We start from the raw sequence: 21,780 nt of genomic DNA, 5'->3' as shown, positions 1-21,780 counted from the left end.
AGGTATGCGCACCACGGTGAAACTGCTGGGGACGGGCCTGCTGCTGCTCACGGTGACCGCCTGCGCGGCCGGTTCCGGGGGTGCCGCCGGAGGCAGCACCGGGCCGGAGACGCCCACGACGTCGTCGAGCGTGCCCGGGACCGTGACGCCGACCCTCGGGCCGCCGCCGTCCCAGACCGTCGGGCGGCCGACGCAGGGCATCGCGCCGGGGGACGACGTCGTCGCCGAGACGCAGGTCGACGCCCGCGGGCTGCCTGAGGGCTACCCGCGCAGCCTCTTCCGCAGCCTCGACGGCCGGACGCTGATCCTGCAGGCCGAAGAGGGCGGCTGCCGGCGCATCTCCGCGCGCGTCGGCGACCAGACGGCGCAGCAGGTGACCGTGCTGGTCACCGTCAGCACCGCGCCGAAGGGCCAGCTGTGCCCGGACTACATCAAGGAGATCAAGATCCCCCTGGCGCTCGCCGAACCGCTCGGCACGCGCACGGTCGTCCTCCACCAGGGCTGACCCGGGGGTGACCCCGCGGACGCTGGGCGGGGCCGCTCCGGGATGCCCGGAGCGGCCCTCCCAGACCACCGTCAGCTCACCGTCAGCGCGGTGTCGTCGAGGCAGAACGACGTCTGCAGCGACGAGTCCTCGACGCCGCTGAAGGTCAGCGTCACCGTCTGCCCGGCGAACGCCGAGACGTCGACGGTGCGCAGCTGGTACCCGCTCGCCGCGTTGAGGTTCGAGTACGACGCCAGCGTCGTCGAGCCCGCCTTGACCGTCAGCTTGTCGTAGGCGGTCGACGTCGTCGTCTCGGCCGTGTCGACGTGCAGGTAGTACGACAGCGACGCGTGGCACCCGGCCGGAACGCTCACCTGCTGCGAGACCGTGTCGGTGTGCGAGCTGCCGTAGCCGTCGAGGTAGGCGAGGTAGCTGCCGGAGTGCGGCGCCTCACCGGACGACGACGTGCTGACCACGCCGCTGGTCGTGGTCCACGAGCCGGAGCCCTCGAACCCGGGGTTGCCCAGCAGCTGGCCGGAGCAGCCGCCGCCGGACGACGTGATCGTCCAGGTGAAGGTCGTGCTGCCGGTCGCCCCGGCGGAGTCCTTCGCCGTCGCGGTCACCGAATACGTGCCCGCGGTGGTGGGCGTGCCGGAGATCAGGCCGCCGGAGCCGAGCGAAAGCCCGGTGGGCAGGCCGCTCGCCGTCCACGTGTAGCCGCCGCTGCCGCCCGACGCGCTCAGCTGCAGGCTCGCCGAGGTCCCCACGACGCCGGTCTTGCTGCCCGGGTTGGTCACCGTGACGCCGCCGGACGTCGTGCCCGCGGTGAACGCCGCCGTGCCGTTCGGCGTGCCGAGCCCGGTCGGGCCGTCCCAGCCCGCGCCCGCCTTGCACTGCACGCTCGTCGAGCAGCTGCCGTTGCTGCCGGACGTCACGTCGTAGAGGGAGCCGGTGTGGGAGTACGGGTACGCGGCGGGGGTGTCGGCCGCCCCCGGCGTGCCGGCCAGCGCGTACACCGACGCGATGATCGGCGCCGACGCGCTGGTCCCGCCGTAGACGGCCCAGCCGCTGCCGCCGTAGGTCTGGTAGACCGCGACGCCGGTCTGCGGGTCGGCCACCGCCGAGACGTCCGCGACCGCGCGCTTGGCGCAGCCGGTGGTCACGTTCTGGAACGCCGGCTTGGCCACCGAGCCGGAGCAGCCGCTGCCGGCGCCGCTCCACGCCGTCTCGCCCCAGCCGCGGGCGGTGCCGGTGCGGCTCAGCGACGTCCCGCCGACCGCGGTGACGTACTGCGAAGAGGCCGGGTAGCTGATGCCGTAGCCGTCGTCACCGGTGCTCGCGGTGATCGCGACGCCGGCGTGGTGGAAGTAGCTGGAGTCGTAGGAGTTCTCGCTGCCGTCCTCGCCGCCGCCGTAGCTGTTGGAGACGAACTTCGCGCCCAGCGCCACCGCGCTGTTCACCGCGGTGCCGAGATCGGTCATGCTCGGCTGGCTCGCCTCGACGAGAAGAATGTGGCAATTCGGGCAGATCGCCGAAACCATGTCCACATCGAGCGAAATCTCTCCCGCCCAGCCGCTGTCGGCCGTCGGCAATGGACTCGATTGCCCGTTTTCGTTGACTTTCCTGAAGCACCCGTTCGCGGTGGTGCAGGCGGGCAGCCCGTACGTCGACCGGTAGGACGCGAGGTCCGATTCGGCGTTCGGGTCGTCGTAGGCGTCCACAATGGCCACGGTGGCCGACGCGCTGCCGCTTGCGGTGAGGTTGTACGCGGAACGCAGGTCCGAGGGCCCGTAGCCGCTCGGCAGGGCGTCCGGGGCGAGCAGCGCCCGCAGCGTGTCGGTCTGGCGTTCCGCGAAACACGTTGCCATGCCGGGCTTCACGGTCTGGTCGCACACGTGCGCGACCGGGTGCGCGGCGGCGGGCGCCGCCACGGCGGGGAGTGCGGGTGCGGTCAGTGCCAGAGCCGCGAAACCGGCCGTGGCGAGGATTCTTCGAGCCGAACGGGACACGATCCCTCCCAGGGAGATTCCTACGAACGCCGGTTAAACCCGGGTGTTCCGTTGTCTACAGTCCGGGGACCCTCGCCGGTGACGCGCCGGCGTCAGTGGCGCAATTGTGTCGGCCCGCCCGGCGGAGGTGCCCCCGAATGGTCCCGGAAACAACCGGCCATCTCCTGACGCTCGGTCTCAAACCGGACGAAGCCGAGCTTTACCTCGCCCTACTTTCGTCGGGCCCCGGTTCGACGGAAATCCTGGCCGCGCGAACGGGCCGCGAACCCGGGGACGTCGGCCGCGCCGTCGCCGCGCTGATCGACCACGGCCTCGCCGCGCCGGTCGACGGGCCCGGCTCCCCGGTGTGCGCCCTGCGGCCCGAGGCCGCGCTGGAGGTGCTGAGCCGCCGCCGCGAGGCGGAGCTCGCCCGTGCCCGGCTCGCCGTGACCCGGGTGTTCGAGCAGCACCGGTGGCCGCCCGACGGCCGGGCCGCCCAGCTGATCGAGGTGGTGAGCGGTCCCGCCGCGGCCGGGCGCGTCCGCCAGCTGGAACGCGCGGCCCGCGCCGAGGTCCGCGGCCTGGACTCGCCGCCGTACCACGCCGACGCGGACGCCAACGAGGTCGAGCTGGAGAACCTCGCCCGCGGGGTCCGCTACCGGGCGGTCTACGCCCGTTTCGCGCTCGAGCGGCCCGAGTACGTCGCGGAGAACGTCCTGCCGTGCGGCAAGGCCGGCGAGGAGGCCCGGATCCTGCCGGAGGTGCCGGTCAAGCTGCTGATCGTCGACGACGCCTGCGCGGTCGTCTCCGGCGAGGACCGCACGGTGCTGCTGATCCGGCCGAGCGGGCTGTTCGACGCCTTGGCCGGGCTGTTCGACCTGTGCTGGCGCGCCGCGCTGCCGCTCGGGCTGGCCGCCGACGGGCCCGGCACGCCGGTCCGGCCCAGCGAGCGGCGGCTGCTGGGCCTGCTCGCCGCCGGGCTCACCGACGACCAGGTCGCGCGCGTCCTCGGCGTCAGCCGCCGGACGGTGTTCCGCTACCTGGAGAACCTGATGGCCCGCACCGGCGCGGCCAACCGCTTCCAGCTCGCGCTGCACGCCACCCGCAACGACTGGATCCCGTCGCCGGTGCAACCCGCCCTCGCCCCCGCTCCGTCCTGACCGCATGAGGTACTTAGCGAAGGTGGTCGGGACAGGCGCGCTCCTGCTGATGGCGACGGCCTGCGCCGGCCGGGACATGCCCAGTGACCAGCCCGCCGCCGTGGGCGACTCCGCGGCGCCCACCGGCAGCGTGTCGACGTCGCCGTCACCGACCGGATCGGTCCTGCCGACGTCGCCGTCGGCCAACCCGCCGGGCAAGCCCCGGCTCACCGTGCCCGAGGGCAGCGCGCCCGTGCCGGCGGACAAGATCGACGCGACCGCGCTGCCTGCCGGGTTCCCGCGCGAGGTGTGGACGGCGAACGGCGGCACCGTCCTCAACATCCGCGCCCAGGAGGGCGGCTGCGGCCACGCGCTCGGCGAAGCGGCCGAGCAGGCGGGGGACCACGTCGTCGTCAACCTGAGCGAGACCAAGGCGCAGACCGGCCAGATGTGCACGATGGACATCCGGTACCCGGTGATCTCGGTCGCGCTGGCCGCGCCCCTGGACCAGCGCACGGTGGTGCTGAAGACCACGCCGCCGAAGTGATCACCCTGGCCTAGGCTCGGGTGATGGGAAGCCGCCAGGTCTCACGCACCGCGATCGTCGCCGCGCCGCCCGGGAAGATCTTCGGGTTGCTCGCCGATCCGGCCCAGCACCCGCTCATCGACGGGTCCGGCACGGTCCGGGCCGCCCAGTCCGGCGGCCCGGACCGGCTCACGCTCGGCGCGAAGTTCGGCATGGACATGAAGCTGGGCGCGTCGTACAAGATCCTCAACACCGTCGTCGAGTTCGAAGAGGGCAGGCTCATCGCCTGGCGGCACTTCAACGGCCACCGCTGGCGCTGGCGCCTCGAGCCCCTCGACGACGGCCGCACCGAGGTCACCGAGACGTTCGACTGGTCGACGGCGAAGTTCCCGCTCGCGATCAGCCTCAGCCCGTTCCCGCGCAAGAACGCCGAGAGCATCGAGAAGACCCTGGCCCGGCTCACGGAGCTCTTCCCGGGCTGACCCCGGCAAATTAGTTGTACAGTGCTTAATATTGTCACTGGCAACTAATTTGGGGTGCGTGTGCGTCAGCCGGTCCGGCGGCGGGTGGTCCTGGCCGTCTGCTGCCTGAGCCTGTTCATCGTCGGGCTCGACAACACGATCGTGAACCTGGCGCTGCCGTCGATCCGCCACGAGCTGGGCGCGTCCGTGTCGAGTCTGCAGTGGACGATCGACGCGTACACGCTGGTGCTGGCGAGCCTGCTCATGCTGTCCGGCTCGACCGCGGACCGGATCGGCCGCCGCCGGACGTTCCAGACCGGGCTGGCGCTGTTCAGCCTCGGCTCGCTGCTGTGCGGGCTCGCACCGGACGTCGGGCTGCTGATCGCGTTCCGCGCGCTGCAGGCGATCGGCGGGTCGATGCTCAACCCGGTCGCGCTGTCCATCGTCACCAACATCTTCACCGAGCCCCGCGAGCGCGCCCGCGCGATCGGCGTGTGGGCCGGCGTGGTCGGCCTGAGCCTGGCGATCGGCCCGGTGGTCGGCGGCGCGCTCGTCGGCTGGGCCGGCTGGCGGTCGATCTTCTGGATCAACGTCCCGGTCGGGGTGGCCGCGATCGTGCTGACGGCGCTGTTCGTCCCCGAGTCCCGCGCCCCGCACCCCCGCCGGCTCGACCCGGTGGGGCAGCTGCTGGTGACCGTCCTGCTGGCCGCGCTCACCTACGGGATCATCGAAGGCCGCGGCGCGGGCTGGGGCTCACCGCGGATCGTGGCCTGCTTCGCGCTCGCCGCGGTGGCGCTGACGGTGCTGCTGCCGTACGAACGGCGGCGGCGCGAACCGTTGCTGGAGCTCAGGTTCTTCCGCAGCGTCCCGTTCTCCGGCGCCACTCTCACCGCGGTCACCGGGTTTTCGGCCCTGTCGGGGTTCCTGTTCCTCAACACGCTGTACCTGCAGGAGACCCGCGGGTTCTCCGCGCTGCACGCGGGCTTGCTGACGTTGCCGATGGCGGCGGTGACGGCGGTGTGCGCCCCGCTGTCGGGCCGGCTGGTCGCCGTCCGCGGACCGCGGCTGCCGCTGCTGCTCGCGGGCGTGGGGATCGCGGGGGCCGGGGTGGTGCTGACCGGGATCGGCCCGGCCACACCGATCCCGGTGCTGGTGGTGGGATACGCGTGCTTCGGCGCGGGTTTCGGCATGCTCAACGCCCCGATCACGAACGCGGCGGTGTCCGGAATGCCCCGTTCCCGGGCAGGCCTGGCGGCGGCGGTGGCGTCGACGAGCCGCCAGGTGGGGACCTCCCTGGGGGTGGCGGTGGTCGGCGCGGTGGTGGCGGTGCCGTCGGCCGGGGCGGAGCGGGTGGCGTGGGGGATTGTCGCGGGCTGCGGGGTGGTGGTGTTCGTGCTGGGGTGGGCGACGACGGGCCGCTGGGCAGCGGCTTCCGCGGCGCGGGTAGGCGGTCTGGACCACGATCCCGCGCCGGTGACCTGACCTCGCCGTCGAAGTTGTCGAAAATTGTCAGGACCTCCGCTGAACCGCCGCCGGGACCGGGCCGTGTGCCCGGGTGAGGTGGTGATCAGAGAGGAGGGGCACATGCCCCGGTTGAGCAGTGGTCGGCACCGCAAGCAGGCGACCATCGGGCTGGCCGCGTTGCTGGGCGTTTCCGGCATCACCGCGACCGCCATCGCGCTGAGCAGTCCCGCGGGCAACGCGGCCGAAGCCCCCAAGGAGAACTGCGCAGGACTCGACACCGCACTGCAGAACAACCTGACCTTCATCGCGGGCCAGCAGGCGAACCCGGACGCGCAGTCGGCCGCGCGGATCGCCAACCGGCAGGCGGTCGTGGACCTGATCCAGCAGCGGCGGCAGGTGGCGGGCTGCACGGCGAACGTCGCCGCGGACAACGGCAACGTCGCTGCGGACAACGGCACCGGCGCCGCGCCCGGCAACTCCGGCAACGCGCCCGGCAAGGCCCAGGCACCCGGCCAGCAGAAGAAGCAGGACCAGGCGACCGGTGACGTCGTGTGCGCCGGCTCCACCGTCACGCTCTCGGGCGAGGCGGGCGCGCCGGCGGCGTCGAGCAACCAGTTCCCGGCGGGGACGAAGCTGAAGGTGACCAACCTGGACAACTCGAAGTCCACGACGGTGGAGGTGACCTCGGTGTCGGGCAGCTGCACGCTGCTCAACAACGCGGCCTTCGAACAGGTGCGGGAGCCCGGGAAGTTCCTCATCCGGCGCGCGCGGATCGAGCGCGTCGGCTGAGGGAGCAGGGAAGGACGGGGCGCCGGCGGCGGGCCGGTGTCCCCTCCGCCTGACCACGTGAAGGCGCCCTCTGTCCATAAAGGACGGAGGGCGCCTTCGCGCGCGTCAGCGGAAGCTGATCTGCAGCACCGGGTCGCCGGTGCTGGCGAAGAAGTCGTTGCCCTTGTCGTCGATGACGATGAACGCCGGGAAGTCCTCGACCTCGATCTTCCAGACGGCTTCCATGCCGAGCTCGGCGTACTCGAGGACGTCGACCTTCTTGATGCAGTCCTGCGCGAGCCGCGCGGCCGGGCCGCCGATCGAACCGAGGTAGAACCCGCCGTGCGCCTGGCACGCCGCGGTCACCTGCTTCGAGCGGTTTCCCTTGGCCAGCATGACGAGTGAGCCGCCGGCGGCCTGGAACTGCTCGACGTAGGAGTCCATCCGCCCGGCCGTGGTGGGCCCGAACGAGCCGGACGCATAGCCCTCCGGCGTCTTCGCCGGGCCCGCGTAGTACACCGGGTGGTTCTTCAGGTACTCCGGCATCTCCTCGCCGGCGTCGAGGCGCTCGGCGATCTTGGCGTGCGCGATGTCGCGGGCGACAACCAGGGGCCCGGTGAGCGAAAGCCGCGTCTTCACCGGCAGCTGGGACAGCTGGGCGCGGATCTCGGCCATCGGCCGGTTGAGGTCGACGCTGACGACGTCGTCGGACAGGTCCTCCTCGGTGACGTCGGGGAGGAAGCGGGCCGGGTCGCGCTCGAGCTGCTCGATGAACACGCCGTCGGCGGTGATCTTGGCCTTGGCCTGGCGGTCGGCCGAGCACGAGACGGCGATGCCGACCGGACAACTGGCACCGTGCCGAGGGAGCCGGATGACGCGGACGTCGTGGCAGAAGTACTTGCCGCCGAACTGCGCGCCGATGCCGAACTGGCGGGTCATCTCGAGGACCTGCTGCTCCAGGTCCGGGTCGCGGAACGCGTGGCCCAGCTCGGAGCCCTCGGTCGGGAGCGTGTCGAGGTAGCGCGCGGAGGCGAGCTTCGCGACCTTCAGGTTGAACTCCGCGGACATCCCGCCGACGACGATCGCGAGGTGGTACGGCGGGCAGGCCGCGGTGCCGAGGCTGCGCAGCTTCTCGTCGAGGAACCGGGCGAGGCGCTTCGGGTTCAGGACGGCCTTGGTCTCCTGGTAGAGGAACGTCTTGTTGGCGCTGCCGCCGCCCTTGGCCATGAACAGGAACTCGTACGCCGGGTCGGCCTGGCCGTCCTTGTGGTAGAGCTCGACCTGCGCGGGCAGGTTGGTCCCCGTGTTGCGCTCGTCCCAGAAGTTCACCGGCGCCATCTGCGAGTACCGCAGGTTGAGCTGCTGGTAGGCGTCGAAGATGCCCTGGGAGAGAGCCCGCTCGTCGTCGCCGCCGGTGAGGACGCCTTCGCCGCGCTTGCCGATGACGATGGCGGTGCCGGTGTCCTGGCACATCGGGAGGACACCGCCGGCCGAGATGGCGGCGTTGCGCAGCAGGTCCATGGCGACGAAGCGGTCGTTGCCGCTGGCTTCGGGGTCGTCGACGATGGCGCGCAGCTGCGCGAGGTGTGACGTGCGCAACAGGTGCTGGATGTCGGTGATGGCGGTGCGGGCCAGGGTGGTGAGGACCGCGGGGTCGATCTTCAGGAACTTCCGCCCGGCGGCTTCGACGGTCTCGACGCCCTCGGCGGTGACCAGCCGGTATTCGGTCGTGGTGTCCTTGCCCAGCGGCAGGACTTCGGTGTGCTGAAACGTGGTGGTGGACGGCACTGCCAGGCTCCTTTGCCAGCTCCGGGATCAGTGCACCTTACGCAGCCGCGGGGGCCACGCCGAAGAGGCATGCGGTCACTGTGGGCCACCCCACGGACCGGCCGCGAGCCGGGCCACCTCGGGAAGCTGGTCGGGAGGCCGGGTCCACCCCGACGGACCCGACCTCCCGGGGAAAGCGCCCGGATGCGTGCACATCCGGTCGCGTGGTCTGCACCCCGATGCCGTGGCGGCCGCTCAACGAATGTGTCGTGACGTAGGTCATAAGTCAACGCGGCCGAACGGGTGTCGGCGAGGGATTGCTACCCCGGCCCCGTGAAGGCGAAACCCTCTTTTCGTGGAAAATTTTCCCCCGTGGCCCCGCAGATCGGGGAGGCGCAGGTCCCCGGCCTGCGGATGCCCGGGCACGCGAAAGGGGCGGGTGCGCGTGGCACCCGCCCCTTTCCCGGTGGCCGGTCAGCTGGCGTAGGCGCGGAGCCGGTCCGCGCGCTCGCCCTGGCGGAGCTTCGACATGACCTCGCGCTCGATCTGGCGGACGCGCTCGCGGGAGAGCCCGAAGTGCTTGCCGATCTGGTCGAGGGTGCGGGGCTGGCCGTCGTCGAGGCCGTAGCGGAGCCGGATGACGTGCTGCTCGCGGTCGTCCAGCGTCGCCAGGACCCGGCGCAGGTCGTCCTGGAGCAGGCCCGAGATGACGGCGCTCTCGGCGTCGGTCGCCTCGGAGTCCTCGATGAAGTCGCCCAGCGGGGCGTCCTCCTCCGTCCCGACCGGCATGTCCAGGCTTACCGGGTCACGCGAGTGGTCGAGCAGGTCGGAGATCTTGTGCGCCGGGATGCCCGACTCGGCCGCCAGCTCCTCGTGGGTCGCGTCGCGCCCGAGCTGCTGGTGCAGGTCGCGCTTGATGCGGGCCAGCTTGTTCACCTGTTCCACCAGGTGGACCGGGAGCCGGATGGTGCGGCCCTGGTCGGCCATGCCGCGCGTGATGGCCTGCCGGATCCACCAGGTGGCGTAGGTCGAGAACTTGAACCCCTTGGAGTAGTCGAACTTCTCCACCGCGCGGATCAGGCCCAGGTTCCCCTCCTGGATCAGGTCCAGCAGCGGCATCCCCCGGCCGGTGTACCGCTTGGCGAGCGAGACCACCAGGCGGAGGTTGGCCTCCAGCAGGTGGTTCTTGGCGACGTGGCCGTCGCGGACCAGCGCCGCGAGCTCGGTGCGGCGCTTCGCCGTGAGGTTCTCCCCGGTGTCCAGCATGTGCTGGGCGAACACCCCGGCTTCGATGCGCTTGGCGAGCTCGACCTCGTCGGCCGCGCTCAGCAGCGCCGTCTTGCCGATGCCGTTGAGGTAGACGCGGACGAGGTCGGCGGCGGGGCTCTGGGCGTCGAGGTCGGCGTCGGTGAGCGCCCCCACGCCCAGCGGCTGCTCCTCGGACGACGACAGTGCTTGCGCCGGGATGGCGCGCTCACGAATCCCGCGAGACTCGCGTTCGAGAGTCTGGACTGACATTCTGCCTCCCCGGTCACGGGCTGAACGTGCTGCGGTGGGTCACGCCGGGTGCGCACCCGCGGACCGGGGCCTGTGGAGCCCGGTACGCCGGTCCGGCCGGCTTGGCTGGACATCTGGCACAACGCTCCGGGTATCCAAAACGTTCCCGGCTCGCTGAAAAGGAGACGGCTGCCGGCGCGCTCCGGTTGCTCGACCATTGCTGAGCTTTTGCTGAGAACCGCGGGGGCGCGGGAAACCTGAGAATCCCGTGTGAATCCGGTCAGGAAGTGAACCGCCGCCCGGGTCCCCGCCGCCGCACTCGGCGGGGGCGCCGCGGGCGCACGGCACACATTCCAAGTGGTCTAGACCTCTACGAGAACGGTGAACGGACCGTCGTTGACGCTGGAGACCGCCATCATGGCGCCGAACCGGCCCGTCGCCACGGTGGCGCCGCGGCCGCGCAGCCCGGCCACGACGGCGTCCACCAACGGCTCGGCGGCTTCCGGCCGGGCGGCCTGCGTCCACGACGGCCGCCGCCCTTTCTTCGTGTCGCCGTAGAGCGTGAACTGGCTCACCACGAGCAGCGGCGCATTCGCCGTGGCGCATGATTCCTCGTCGCGCAACACGCGCAGTTCGTGCAGTTTCCGCGCCATCGCGGCGGCCTTCGCGGCGTCGTCCCCGACGTGGATTCCCAGCAGTACCAGCAAACCCGGCTCGTCGATGGCGCCGACGACCTCGCCGTCGACGGTGACGTCCGCCCGCGTGACGCGGGCCGCGACGGCCCTCACCGGCCCGCCGGGACGAGCATCCCGTGCCGGACGAGCTCGCGGACGACGGGCAGCGCGGCGGCCGCCAGCTCTTCGGACGACAGGCCCTGCGCGGCCGCGAGGAGCTCGATCAGGTCCTCCAGGGGCAGTGCGCCGCGGCAGCCCGCCAGCAACCGCGCGGCCAGCTCGTCGACCTCGTGCTGCCAGCCGGGACCGTCCGTGCGGTGCAGCCGCCGGACCGTCGTCGCCCAGCCCTCGTCCCCGGGTTCCTCGACGCTTTCCAGCAAAACCGTGTCGGGGACCACAAAACGGACATCAAGCAGCGAATCACCCGATTCGCGCAGCCATTCCACGCGGTCCAGCCAGCCCGCCGCTTCCGGGCCCAGCGGGTCGTCGTAAGCCTGCCGCAGGTCTTCGCACACGACGGCCGGTGTCCGCCCGGACGCCCGCCGCAGGGTGACGAACCCGAAGCCGATGCCCCGGACGTCGTTGGCGGCGAACCAGTCGAGCCACGCCGCCGCCTTCGCCCGGCCCTCCGGCGAGCGCGGGTCGAGGCCCGCGTCCCGCAGCCACGTTCCGACGTAGAGCGCCGGGTCGGCGACGTCGCGCTGGACGAACCAGGCGTCGGTCTCGGCGGGCAGCCAGCGGCTCACCCGGTCGGCCCAGTCCTCCTTGCCCGTGTGCAGCCACGAGGCCAGCAGCTGGCCGACGCCGCCGTCGTTGAGGAAGCCGGGCAGCTGCCGCACGACCAGCGCGCTCGCGTCGTCGCCGGCCAGCCCGGAGTCGCGGTAGGTGTAGTCGACCCGCGCCGGGCCGACCACGAACGGCGGATTGCAGACGACCTGGTCGAACTTCCGCCGCGCGACCGGCGCGAACCACTCGCCGCGCACCAGCTCGACGTCCAGCTCGTTCAGCCGGAACGTCGCCGCGGCCAGCGCGAGGGCCCGCCCGGAGACGTCCGTGGCGGTGACGCGCTGCGCGTGCCGGGTCGCGTGCAGCGCCTGGACGCCGTTGCCGGTGCCCAGGTCGAGCAGGGTGCCGACCGGGCGGCGGCTGGTCGCGCGGATCAGCGACAGGGACGCGTGGCCGACACCGAGCACGTGGTCCTCGGGCACGGTGGTGCCGAGCACGTCGGCGTCGAGGTCGGAGACGACCCACCAGGAGCCTTCGTCGTCGCCGTGCGGGCGGATGTCGAGGGCGGCCCGGTAGCCGCCGGAGACCGCGCCGAGCACCCCGGCGGCGACCGCGTCCTCGGGCGAGAGCGGCGCGAAGGCGGCCTTGACCGCCGTCTCCGGCTCGGTCCCGCCCAGCAGGAACAGCCGGATCAGCGTGCCCAGGTCACCGGCGTCGCGGCTCGCGCGCTCCGCGGGCACCGGCTCACCGCGGCCCAGTGCCGCGTGGGCGGCGCCGCCGAGGGCGGCCACCACGCCGTCGGCGTCGTAGGCGGTGCGCCGGAAGGCCTCGCGCAGCCGCGCGCAGACGTCGTCGGACAGGTCGGGCAGTACGCTTCGCGTGCTCACGGTGGGTAATGCTGCCACGATGGCCCCCGTGACCCTTGAACGCGTCCTCGCCCCGCTCGACGCGGCGCTGCCCGAGCTCGAAGCGCTGTACATCGACCTCCACCGGCACCCCGAGCTGTCCTTCGCCGAGACCCGGACGGCGGCCGAGCTGGCCCGGCGGCTGGAGCGCGACGGCTACGAGGTGCACACCGGCATCGCCGGCACCGGGGTGCTGGGCGTGCTGCGCAACGGCGAGGGCCCGACGGTGCTGCTGCGCGCCGACATCGACGCGCTGCCGGTCGAGGAGAAGACCGGGCTGTCGTACGCGAGCACCGCCCGCGGCACCGACGAGCACGGCAAGGACGTCCCGGTCATGCACGCGTGCGGCCACGACATGCACGCCACCTGGCTCTCCGGCGCCGCCGCGCTGCTCGCGAAGGGCCGCGACACGTGGTCCGGCACGCTGCAGGTGGTCTTCCAGCCGGGGGAGGAGGGCGCGGGCGGCGCCGCCCGGATGGTCCGCGACGGCCTCTTCGACGTCGCCGGGAAGCCGGACGTCGTGTTCGGCCAGCACCTGGTGCCCGGCCCGGCCGGCTGGGTGCTCACCCGGCCCGGCGTGATCATGGCCGCGACCGACACGCTGCGCGTCACCCTGCACGGCCGCGGCGGCCACGGCTCGCGCCCGGAGACCACCGTCGACCCGGCCGTGCTGGCCGCGTCCGTGGTGCTCAAGCTGCAGACGATCGTCTCGCGCGAGATCGCGGCGACCGACTCGGCCGTCGTCACCGTCGGTTCGCTGCACGTCGGCACCGCGAGCAACGTCATCGCCGACGACGCCGTCATGGAGGTCAACATCCGGTCGTTCGACCAGGCCGTCCGGGAGCGGGTGCTGGCCGCGGTCGAGCGGATCGTGCACGGCGAGGCCGCCACCGCCGGGGCGCCGAAGCCCCCCGAGATCGAGCGGGGCAGCTCCTACCCGGTCACCGAAAACGACGAAGCCGCCAACGACGCGCTCACCGAGCTCTTCCGCGGCCACTTCGGCGCGGACGTGACCCTGCCCGCGCCGCTGGTCACCGGCAGCGAGGACTTCAGCGAGTTCGGCCGCGCGGCCGGCGCGCCGTCGGTGTTCTGGCTGGTCGGCGGCTTCGACCCGGAGACGGTCATCACGGCGATGACCGAGGGCCGGTTCGAGCGCGACGTCCCGTCCAACCACTCGCCGCGGTTCGCCCCGGTGCTGCACCCGACCCTGCGCACCGGCATCGAGACCCTCGTCGTCGCCGCGTTGGGCAAGTTGCGTCACCCCGGTGTCGGATGAAGCGCGTGAGTGGGACGATGGACGGCGGAGGTGGTGCAGTGACCATGCCCGCCAACGACTCGGACCCGGTGCTGATCACCGGGGCGGCCCCGTCGTACGAAGAGCAGTTCGCGGCACGCAAGCGCAAGTACGTCATCATGATGGCCTGCCGCATCCCGTGCCTGATCGCGGCCGGGCTGACCTACCACGTGTGGTGGCTGGCGCTGACGTTCCTCGCCATCTCGGTGCCCCTGCCGTGGGTGGCGGTGCTGATCGCCAACGACCGCCCGCCCCGCAAGTCCGAGAAGGTCAGCACCTACCAGCACGAGGCGAAGGCGATCGAAAGCACCAGCCACCGCGTCATCGACGGCTGAGGCTCACGCCGGCTGCGGGCCCACCTTCCCGACGGCCAGCGCGCCCAGCCGCGTCCCGTGCCGCAGGACGTCCACTGTGGACTCCCCGGCCAGCCAGCCGGTGAGCACACCCGCGTCGAAGGCGTCACCCGCGCCGGTGGAGTCGATGCACTCGGCCGCCACCGCGGGCACGCTCGTCACGCCGCCCTGATCGACCCAGCTGGCGCCGGCCAGCCCGGCGGTCACGACCACCGCGCCGACCGCGCCGAGCAGCTCCTTCGCCGACGCCGGGTCCGCCGACCCGGTCAGCGCGACCAGCTCTTCGGTGTTCGGCATCAGCAGGTCCACGCCGCGGACGTCGTCGAGGAACGCGGCCGGGTCGGTGATGTGGGCGGCGGCCTGCGGGTCGACCGACGTCGTCAGCCCGGCCTCCCTCGCGGCGGCCAGCGCGGCCAGCCCGGCGGCGCGCGAAGGCGGGTCGAGCAGCACGTACCCCGACAGGTGCAGGTGGCTCGCGCCGGCCAGCACGGCGGGGTCGACGTCCTCGGGCGAGAAGCGCTGGTTCGCGCCGCGGTCGGCGAGCATGCTCCGCTGCCCCGAGCCGTCCACCATCACCACGACGCAGCACGTGGGCGCCTCGGGGTCGACGGCGAACGCGCACCGCACGCCCGCCGCCTCCAGCTCCGCGCGGATCAGCCGGCCGCCCGGGTCGTCGCCGATCCGGGCGAGCAGCGTCGTGTCCGCGTCGAGGGAACGCAGCCACAGCGCCGTGTTCGCGCCCGAGCCGCCGCCGGTGAACCGGATCTCCGCCCGGGCGTCACCCCCGTGCGGCAGCGGCTTGTCGTGCCGGGCGATCACGTCGAGGGCCGCGTCGCCGACCACCACGATCCGGGTCATGCCAGCGCCACCGCGACTTCGGTGGCCAGCTTGGCGTTGTTCAGCACCAGCGCTTCGTTCGCGTCGATGCTGACCCCGCCGCTCGCGGTGTGGAAGTGCTCCAGCAGCACCGGCGTGACGTCGGCGCCGTGCACGCCCCGCTCGGCGACGAGCGCGAGGCCCTCGGCGAGCAGCCGGTCGTGCAGCTCTTTGTCCATTTCGGACGCTTCGGGGATCGGGTTCGCCAGCAGGACACCGGAATCCGCGTAGGCGCGGTGCGCGGCGACCACGGCGGCGGCCTGCTCCGGGTCGTCGACCCGCCAGCCGACCCGGTGGCCCGACGAGCGCAGGTAGAACGCCGGGAAGTCGTCGGTGCGGTAGCCGAGCACCGGCACCGACCGCGTCTCCAGCACCTCGAGGGTGGCGGGGATGTCCAGCACCGACTTCACGCCCGAGCAGACCACCACGGTCGGCACCTTCGCCAGCACGCCGAGGTCGGCCGAGACGTCCCAGCTCTGCGCGGCGCCGACGTGCACCCCGCCGAGCCCGCCGGTGGCGAACATCCCGATCCCGGCCGCGGCGGCCAGCGCCGCCGTGCTCGCCACGGTCGTCGCGCCCGACCGGCCGAGGCCGACGGCCGGGCCGAGGTCGCGCAGCGAGAGCTTGTCCAGCCCGGCGTCCGGCGCGCAGACGCGCTCGAGCTCGGCGGGGGAGAGGCCGACGACGACGCGCCCGTCGAGCACCGCGATCGTGGCCGGGACGGCGCCGCCGTCGCGGACCACGCCTTCGAGGCGGCGGGCGACGTCGAGGTTGCGGCCCGGCGGCAGGCCGTGGGACAGGATGGTGCTCTCCAGCGCGACGACGGGGTGCCCGTCACGCAGCGCCGAGGCGACCTCTTCGTGCAGCGAGAGTGCGGTAGTCACGAGGAGCCATCATCGGTGATCGGTTCCGTCGCGGCGCCAGTGGGTCAGCTCGGCCGTGAGGTTCGCCGTCGCGCTGCTCGCCCAGCGTGTTCGCGCGGCTTCGCTGCGGTAGAGCGAGCGTGACAGCATGCCTTCGAGGACGGCGATGCGGCCCTCGCGCCAGACGTCGTCGGGGTACTTCGCGTACTCCTCGCGCACGCCGCGGGCGTACGTCGCGTACACGTCGGGAGGAGCGCCGAGGACGGCGAGATCGGCGTCGAGCAGCGCGGTCGCGAGGAGGTCGTCCGCCGGGGCGTCGTGCTGGGTCGTGGCGAGGATCAGGTTCTCGACGCGCTCGACATGGGCTTCGGCGATGCCGCTCAACGCTTCGCGAGCCCACGCGGCGCTGGCCCGTTCGTCTTCGCCGGGCTTCGCGTCGTACACGACGTCGTGCGCCCAGGCCGCGACAGCGATCAGCGCGCGGTCGGTCTCCCCGAGCTCCGCCGCCAGCCACGCGGAGTCACGCACGACGGCGGCAGCGTGGTCCAGCGTGTGGTAGCGGCGATGGGGTTCGCCGTAGCGCGCTTCGAGCCGCGGCCAGGCGTCGGTCGAGGTGCCGCCCAGCGCCGTGATCGCCTCGGCCCACTCCACGGCTAGTCGAAGATCCCGCGGGGCCGCGCGAGCTGGCCGAGCCAGTCCTCGAGCTGCTTCTCCCAGTTCACGTCCGGCTTCATCGTGAACATCCCGAGGAAGTCCTGGCCGCGCCCGCCGAAGCCGCCGGTCTTGCTCACCCGCACCCGCTTCGTGACCTCCAGGACGACGTCGGTGCGCTCCGAAGACGCCAGGAAGGTGACCGCGACCTGGGAGAAGATGCTCGCGAAGCGCGGCGAAGGCGCGAAGCGGATCTCCTGGAAGAACGGCAGCTGCTGCGCGGCACCGTTGATGCGGCCCTGCTCGAGGATCGCTTCGCGGAAGGTGAAGCCGATCCGGCTGAGCGCGTCGAGGACCCGCTTCTGCGCCGGGATCGGCTCGATCGCGACGGCGTCGGCGTCGAACGGGTCGGCCACCGCCGCGGCCAGGTCGAGCTCGGCCCGCACCCCGACCGCCGTGCCGGTCAGCGGCTTGGCGTAGACGCTGGTGACCGGCGTCTCCCAGGGCAGCGGGAGCTCGAACGGCAGCCGGACCTGCTGGCCGGCGCGGATGGTTTCGCGCCCGACGAGCTGCTGCGAGCCGAAGGGGAGGTCTTCGGTCTTGTCCTCGCCGGGCACCTGGACGCGGGCCAGCAGCGTCACGGCGAGACCCTTGATCTCCTGGTCGACCTCGCCGCCGAGCAGCAGCACCTCGCCGTGCAGCGGGCGGCCGGGGGAAGCGGTCCGGTCCAGCAGCCGGGCGTCGATCTTCGCGCCGCCCGAGCCGAACGTCGCGAGCACTTTCTGGAACATGACGGCGATCCTGCCAGGTCGAGGGCCTGTCGGAGGAGGTTCGGCGCGACTCGGGCACAATGGTCACGTGAGCACCGAGACGCTGACGAAGCCGGAAACCACGCCCGAGGGCACGGACACCACCGACGACGACACCCCGAAGATGTTCCACTACGTGAAGAAGAACAAGATCGCCGAGAGCGCGGTCATGGGCAATCACGTGGTGGCGCTCTGCGGCGAGGTCTTCCCGGTGACGAAGTCGCCGAAGCCCGGGTCGCCGGTCTGCCCGGCCTGCAAGGAGATCTTCGACGGGCTGCGCCCGGGGGAGTGACCCCGGCCTGATCCCCGGCGGGTGAGCCCGCCGGGGCTCTCTGCTGTCCGGAAGCGGACAGATCGCCGAACAAACGTGAAAAACCTTCATTCGGCGGGTGCGGCGGGTGCTGGAGTCCTGGTAAATCCAGCGGGCCAGGTTCCCTCACCCACCGGAGTCGCACATGCGCAGAACCGGGATCGTGCTCGCCGTCGCCGCCCTGCTCACCGCGTTCTCACCCGCGCTCGCCCAGGCCGTCACCGGCTGGTCGGAGGTCGGCCGCGACCAGGCCCGCGCCCTCGACGAAAGCCAGGGCCTCGCGACGATCGTGCGGCCGTCGGGCACCACCATCCGCTACACCGGGATCGGCACCATCCCGGCGGACCTGAACTCGCGGGGCTGGAACCACGTCGGCGACCCGGGGTCGGCCCAGGGCTGGTACGTCGAGCCCTACCAGCGTGACGACCGCGGCGCGAAGCTCTTCCGCGTCCAGGCCCCGGACGGCTCGTGGGCGAACTACCAGCACGCCCTCGAGTCGTGGGAGGCGAACAACAACTCCTTCGCCGCGGTCTCGCCCGACGCGCGCTGGCTGGTGGCGGGGGAGTGGGGCACCATGGACCGGCTCCTGGTGCACCCGATGCCGGGTGCGGTGGCCAAGGACCCCGCGCAGAACCTGCCCTACGCGTCCGCGATCCGGCTCGACCACCCGGTCCGCGACGTCCAGGGCTGCGACTTCCAGACCGCGACCCGCCTGCTCTGCGCGTCCGACAACCCGGACGGCTCCCTCTTCGGCACGACGAAGCCGCTGCTGCAGGTCGACCTGGCCGGGGCGCTGAACGGCGCCGACGTCACCGGCCACGTCACCTCGCTGGGCCAGCTCCCGCTCCGCAGCGGCTGCGGCGGGAACTTCGAGGTGGAAGGCCTCGACTTCGACGAACGCGACGGCACCCTGCGCGTGATCGTGATGTCCCCGGGCATCTGCATCCTCTTCGACTCCATGACCTACCGCTTCCGGCGGTGAACGCCGAAGGCCGGCACTTCCCGAGGGGGTGCCGGGCCTTCGTCCTGCGGTCAGGCGGTCGGGGCGGGGTCCAGGGACTCCGACTCCGGGGCCTTCGCCGGGGTCCGGCGCGCCTCGCGGCGGGCCTTCCGGCGTTCCTTGCGGGTCTCGACCATGGTGTAGAGGGTCGGGACCAGCACCAGCGTCAGCAGCGTCGAGCTGACCAGGCCGCCGATCACCACGATGGCGAGGGGCTGGCCGATGAAGCCGCCCTGCCCGGTGATGCCCAGCGCCATCGGGACGAGCGCGAAGATCGTCGCCGCCGCGGTCATCAGGATCGGCCGCAGCCGGCGCCGGCCGCCCTCGGTGACGGCGTCGGCGACGCTCATCCCCTCCGCGCGGTACTGGTTGATCAGGTCGATCAGCACGATCGCGTTGGTCACGACGATGCCGACCAGCATCAGCATGCCGATCAGGGCCGGCAGGCCGAGCGCGGTGCCGGTGGCCAGCAGCAGCCCGATCGCGCCGGTCGCCGCGAACGGGATCGACACGAGCAGGATCAGCGGCTGGATGAGGCTGCGGAACGTCGCCACCATGATCAGGAACACGATCGCGATGGCCGCCAGCAGCGCCAGGAACAGGTTGGAGAAGGCCTCCTGCTGGTCCTGGCTCACGCCGCCGAGCGAGTACGACGCACCGCCGGTGAAGGTCAGGCCGTCCAGCTTGGCCTTGATGTCCGCGGTGGTCTTGCTCAGGTTGTCCCCGGTGTTCTTCGCCGTGACGGTGGTGCTGAGGTCGCCCCCGTCGCGGTGCACCGAAGCCGGCCCGTCCACAGTGGACACCCGTGCCACCTCGTCGAGCCGGACGACGCCGCCCGGGCCCGGGATGGGCAGGGCCCGCACCTGGTCGACCGTCACCGGGGCGGTACCGGCGCGCAGGACGATGTCCGTGCGCTGCCCGCCGACCGGCAGCTGCGTCACCGTGCGGCCGGCGATCGCCTGGTTGGCGATCTGCCCGATGGTGCTCGCCGACAGCCCGCGCGCGGCGGCCGCGGCGTCGTCGACCTCGACCTGCACCCGCGGCGAGCCGACGGCGAGGTCGCTGGTCACCTCGGTGAGCCCGGACACCCCGCGCAGCGCCTGCTGCACCTGGTCCGACGCGGGCTTCAGCGCGTCCTGCGACGGCGCCGTGACGGTGACCGAGACCTGGTCGGAGTTGAAGCCCGACGCGTCCGCGCCGATCTTGATCTCGCCCAGCTCCGGCCGGGACGTCAGCTTCGCGCGGAGCCGGTCCGACAGCGCGTCGAGGTCGGTGTCCTTCGCGACGGTGACGGAGATGCTGGTCGAGGTGCCGCCGCCGAAGCCGAACGCGCCACCCCCGCCGACGCTGACCTGGTAGGTCCGCACCGCGGGCTCGGCCGCGAGGGCCTGCTCGACCGCGGTGGCCGCCTTCTCCTTCGCCTGGACGCTGGTGCCCGCGGGCAGCTTCTGCGTCATGTTCAGCGTGGTGCCGCCGGACTGGTCGAGGAAGTTCGTGTTGAGCCGCGTGGCGAGCCCGACCGTGCCGGCGAAGATCAGCAGGGCCAGCAGCACGACGGTCAGCCGCCGCCGCGTCGCGAACCGGATCACCGGCAGGTAGGCCCGCTGCAGGAGACCGCGGCGCTCCTTCTCGACGGCGGCTTCGCGCGCCCGCTCGGCCTCGATGGCGTCCGCCGGCACCGCGGGCGGCTTCAGGAACCAGTACGCCAGCACGGGAACCACGGTCAGCGAGACGAGCAGCGAAGCCAGCAGCGCCACCGTCACCGTGACCGCGAACGGCGAGAACAGCTCGCCGACGAACCCGCCGACGAACGCGATCGGCAGGAACACCGCGACGGTCGTCAGCGTGGACGACGTCACCGCGCCGGCCACCTCGCGGACGCCGTCGAGCACCGCCCGCTGCTTGTCCTCCCCGTAGGTCAGGTGGCGTTTGATGTTCTCCAGCACGACGATCGAGTCGTCGACCACCCGGCCGATCGCGATGGTCAGCGCGCCGAGCGTGAGCAGGTTGAGCGACAGGTCGCCGGTCCACAGCGCGAGCAGCGCGACCACCACCGACAGCGGGATCGACACCGCGGTCACCAGCGTCGAGCGCACCGAAAGCAGGAACAGCAGGATCACGAGGACGGCGAACGCCAGCCCCAGCAGGCCTTCGGTGGTCAGGCCGCTGATCGCGTCCTTCACCGGCGTGCCCTGGTCGAACACGACGCTCATCTCGGCGCCGATCTTCTTCCCCAGGTCGGGCAGCTTGTCCTGGACGGCGTCGGAGATCGCGACGGCGTTCCCGTTGTCCACCATGGTGATCGACAGGCCGAGGCTCGGCTTGCCGTTGGTGCGCGTGATCGACGTCGCCGGCGCGAACCCGGCCTGGACGTCGGCGACGTCGCCCAGCTTCACCGGCCCGCGCGGCGGGGTGCCCGGCCGGGACGCCGAGGCGGCGCTCGGCGTGAGGTAGAGGTTGCGGAGGGAGTCCACAGTGGTCTGCCCGCCGCCGACCTGGACGGACAGCGTCTTGTCGCCCTCGGTGAGCGTGCCGGCCGGCACGGAGGCGCCGGCGGTCTGCAGCGTGGTGGCGACCGACGCCGGGTCGACGCCCGCGGCGGCCAGCTTCGCGTAGTCGAGCGCGACCGTGACGCGCGGCTGCTGGACCCCGGTGACCGTCACCGTGCGGACGCCGTCGATCTTCCGCAGCTCCGGCGCGACCTGGTCGGTCAGCGCGGGCGCGAGCGCCTGCGGGTCCCCGCTGGTGCCGGCGGCGACCAGCACGACCGGCAGGTCGTCGGTGCTGCCCGCGGACACGGCGGGCTCGGAGTTCTGCGGCAGCCGCGGCCGGACCTGGTTCACGACCTGCTGGATCTGCGAGACGGCGGCGTCGATGTCCGTGCCGAACTCGAACCGGGCGACGATCCGCGAGACACCGTCCGACGACGTCGAGGTGATCTGCTCGAGCCCCTTCAGGCCCTGCAGGCCGCCTTCGAGCGGCTCGGAGACCTGCCGGTCGACCGCGTCCGGCGACGCCCCCGCGTACGCCGTGACGATCTGGGCTTGCGGGAACTGCAGGGACGGGAACAGCTGCTGCTTGATCTGCGGCAGCGCGAAAGCGCCGAAGCCGACGACCACCAGCGCGAGCAGGCCGATCAGGCTTCGGTTGCGCAGGCTCAATCTGGCCAGCACGGACATGACTGGGGTACCCCCTCGGGAACGACGCGGCGACCGACGCCGGCGT

General features: G+C 72.4%; 20 protein-coding genes. 10 read left to right on the top strand and 10 right to left on the bottom strand.

All coding sequences use genetic code 11. The features are described from left to right. Positions 1–4 precede the first annotated feature (4 nt). On the top strand, positions 5–505 hold the full coding sequence (locus ACH54P_RS15640; RefSeq protein WP_489913298.1) for a hypothetical protein: 501 nt from the start codon (positions 5–7) through the stop codon (positions 503–505). Between the two features lie 71 nt (positions 506–576). Here ACH54P_RS15640 and ACH54P_RS15635 read toward each other — a convergent pair whose 3' ends face one another. Next, positions 577–2,493, bottom strand: a complete 1,917-nt coding sequence (locus ACH54P_RS15635) for a putative Ig domain-containing protein (RefSeq protein WP_489913296.1) — start codon at positions 2,491–2,493, stop codon at positions 577–579. Between the two features lie 137 nt (positions 2,494–2,630). Between ACH54P_RS15635 and ACH54P_RS15630 the strand changes: the two genes are divergently transcribed. The 5 genes from ACH54P_RS15630 (at position 2,631) to ACH54P_RS15610 (ending at position 6,851) form a co-directional block, all read left to right on the top strand. After that, positions 2,631–3,632, top strand: coding sequence for a helix-turn-helix domain-containing protein (locus ACH54P_RS15630; RefSeq protein ID WP_489913294.1), 1,002 nt, complete (start codon positions 2,631–2,633; stop codon positions 3,630–3,632). 4 nt (positions 3,633–3,636) lie between these two features. Next, entirely contained in the window at positions 3,637–4,158 is a 522-nt protein-coding gene (locus ACH54P_RS15625) for a hypothetical protein (RefSeq protein ID WP_489913292.1), read from the top strand. Between the two features lie 23 nt (positions 4,159–4,181). Next, positions 4,182–4,619: an SRPBCC family protein gene (locus tag ACH54P_RS15620; protein ID WP_489913290.1), complete on the top strand. Its 438-nt coding sequence runs from the start codon at positions 4,182–4,184 to the stop codon at positions 4,617–4,619. A 54-nt stretch (positions 4,620–4,673) separates the two neighbouring features. Continuing rightward, positions 4,674–6,080 carry an MFS transporter gene (locus ACH54P_RS15615; RefSeq protein ID WP_489913288.1) on the top strand — a complete coding sequence of 469 codons (1,407 nt, stop codon included), beginning with the start codon at positions 4,674–4,676 and terminating at the stop codon, positions 6,078–6,080. 102 nt (positions 6,081–6,182) lie between these two features. Next, on the top strand, positions 6,183–6,851 hold the full coding sequence (locus ACH54P_RS15610) for a hypothetical protein (RefSeq protein ID WP_489913286.1): 669 nt from the start codon (positions 6,183–6,185) through the stop codon (positions 6,849–6,851). Positions 6,852–6,956: 105 nt separating this feature from the next. On the opposite strand, the gene ACH54P_RS15605 is transcribed toward ACH54P_RS15610, so the two are convergent. The 4 genes from ACH54P_RS15605 to ACH54P_RS15590 form a co-directional block, all read right to left on the bottom strand. Then, positions 6,957–8,618 carry a fumarate hydratase gene (locus ACH54P_RS15605; protein ID WP_489913284.1) on the bottom strand — a complete coding sequence of 554 codons (1,662 nt, stop codon included), beginning with the start codon at positions 8,616–8,618 and terminating at the stop codon, positions 6,957–6,959. A 453-nt stretch (positions 8,619–9,071) separates the two neighbouring features. After that, positions 9,072–10,115, bottom strand: coding sequence for a sigma-70 family RNA polymerase sigma factor (locus tag ACH54P_RS15600; protein WP_489913282.1), 1,044 nt, complete (start codon positions 10,113–10,115; stop codon positions 9,072–9,074). A gap of 341 nt (positions 10,116–10,456) precedes the next feature. After that, a complete protein-coding gene (gene dtd / locus ACH54P_RS15595; protein WP_489913280.1) occupies positions 10,457–10,882 on the bottom strand; it encodes a D-aminoacyl-tRNA deacylase in 426 nt (141 codons plus the stop codon). Continuing rightward, the gene (locus tag ACH54P_RS15590; protein WP_489913278.1) at positions 10,879–12,381 is read right to left on the bottom strand and encodes a DUF7782 domain-containing protein; all 1,503 of its coding nucleotides are present in this window, start codon (positions 12,379–12,381) and stop codon (positions 10,879–10,881) included. The genes dtd and ACH54P_RS15590 overlap by 4 nt, the downstream gene beginning before the upstream one ends. A 28-nt stretch (positions 12,382–12,409) precedes the next feature. On the opposite strand from ACH54P_RS15590, the gene ACH54P_RS15585 reads away from it, so the two are divergent. Together ACH54P_RS15585 and ACH54P_RS15580 are read left to right on the top strand one after the other, a co-directional pair. Continuing rightward, the gene (locus ACH54P_RS15585; protein ID WP_489913276.1) at positions 12,410–13,675 is read left to right on the top strand and encodes an amidohydrolase; all 1,266 of its coding nucleotides are present in this window, start codon (positions 12,410–12,412) and stop codon (positions 13,673–13,675) included. A 38-nt stretch (positions 13,676–13,713) separates the two neighbouring features. Beyond that, the gene (locus ACH54P_RS15580) at positions 13,714–14,028 is read left to right on the top strand and encodes a DUF3099 domain-containing protein (protein ID WP_489913274.1); all 315 of its coding nucleotides are present in this window, start codon (positions 13,714–13,716) and stop codon (positions 14,026–14,028) included. Positions 14,029–14,031: 3 nt separating this feature from the next. Here ACH54P_RS15580 and ACH54P_RS15575 read toward each other — a convergent pair whose 3' ends face one another. The 4 genes from ACH54P_RS15575 to ACH54P_RS15560 are packed head-to-tail and all read right to left on the bottom strand — an operon-like array spanning position 14,032 to position 17,227. Then, the gene (locus ACH54P_RS15575; RefSeq protein WP_489913272.1) at positions 14,032–14,904 is read right to left on the bottom strand and encodes a carbohydrate kinase family protein; all 873 of its coding nucleotides are present in this window, start codon (positions 14,902–14,904) and stop codon (positions 14,032–14,034) included. After that, a complete protein-coding gene (locus tag ACH54P_RS15570; protein ID WP_489913270.1) occupies positions 14,901–15,806 on the bottom strand; it encodes a pseudouridine-5'-phosphate glycosidase in 906 nt (301 codons plus the stop codon). The genes ACH54P_RS15575 and ACH54P_RS15570 overlap by 4 nt, the downstream gene beginning before the upstream one ends. A 9-nt stretch (positions 15,807–15,815) precedes the next feature. After that, positions 15,816–16,436: an HD domain-containing protein gene (locus ACH54P_RS15565; protein WP_489913268.1), complete on the bottom strand. Its 621-nt coding sequence runs from the start codon at positions 16,434–16,436 to the stop codon at positions 15,816–15,818. A gap of 2 nt (positions 16,437–16,438) precedes the next feature. Continuing rightward, a complete protein-coding gene (locus ACH54P_RS15560) occupies positions 16,439–17,227 on the bottom strand; it encodes a sporulation protein (protein ID WP_489913266.1) in 789 nt (262 codons plus the stop codon). 67 nt (positions 17,228–17,294) lie between these two features. Between ACH54P_RS15560 and ACH54P_RS15555 the strand changes: the two genes are divergently transcribed. Both ACH54P_RS15555 and ACH54P_RS15550 read left to right on the top strand, forming a co-directional pair. Beyond that, positions 17,295–17,537 carry a DUF3039 domain-containing protein gene (locus ACH54P_RS15555; protein ID WP_167379801.1) on the top strand — a complete coding sequence of 81 codons (243 nt, stop codon included), beginning with the start codon at positions 17,295–17,297 and terminating at the stop codon, positions 17,535–17,537. 163 nt (positions 17,538–17,700) lie between these two features. After that, the gene (locus tag ACH54P_RS15550; protein ID WP_489913264.1) at positions 17,701–18,537 is read left to right on the top strand and encodes a hypothetical protein; all 837 of its coding nucleotides are present in this window, start codon (positions 17,701–17,703) and stop codon (positions 18,535–18,537) included. 50 nt (positions 18,538–18,587) lie between these two features. On the opposite strand, the gene ACH54P_RS15545 is transcribed toward ACH54P_RS15550, so the two are convergent. Continuing rightward, complete coding sequence (locus tag ACH54P_RS15545) at positions 18,588–21,734, bottom strand: efflux RND transporter permease subunit (RefSeq protein WP_489913262.1); 3,147 nt, start codon at positions 21,732–21,734, stop codon at positions 18,588–18,590. Positions 21,735–21,780 lie beyond the last annotated feature (46 nt).

The organism is Amycolatopsis sp. N2S4-7, from assembly GCF_058119595.1.
This window is presented reverse-complemented; position numbering and strand designations above follow the sequence as displayed.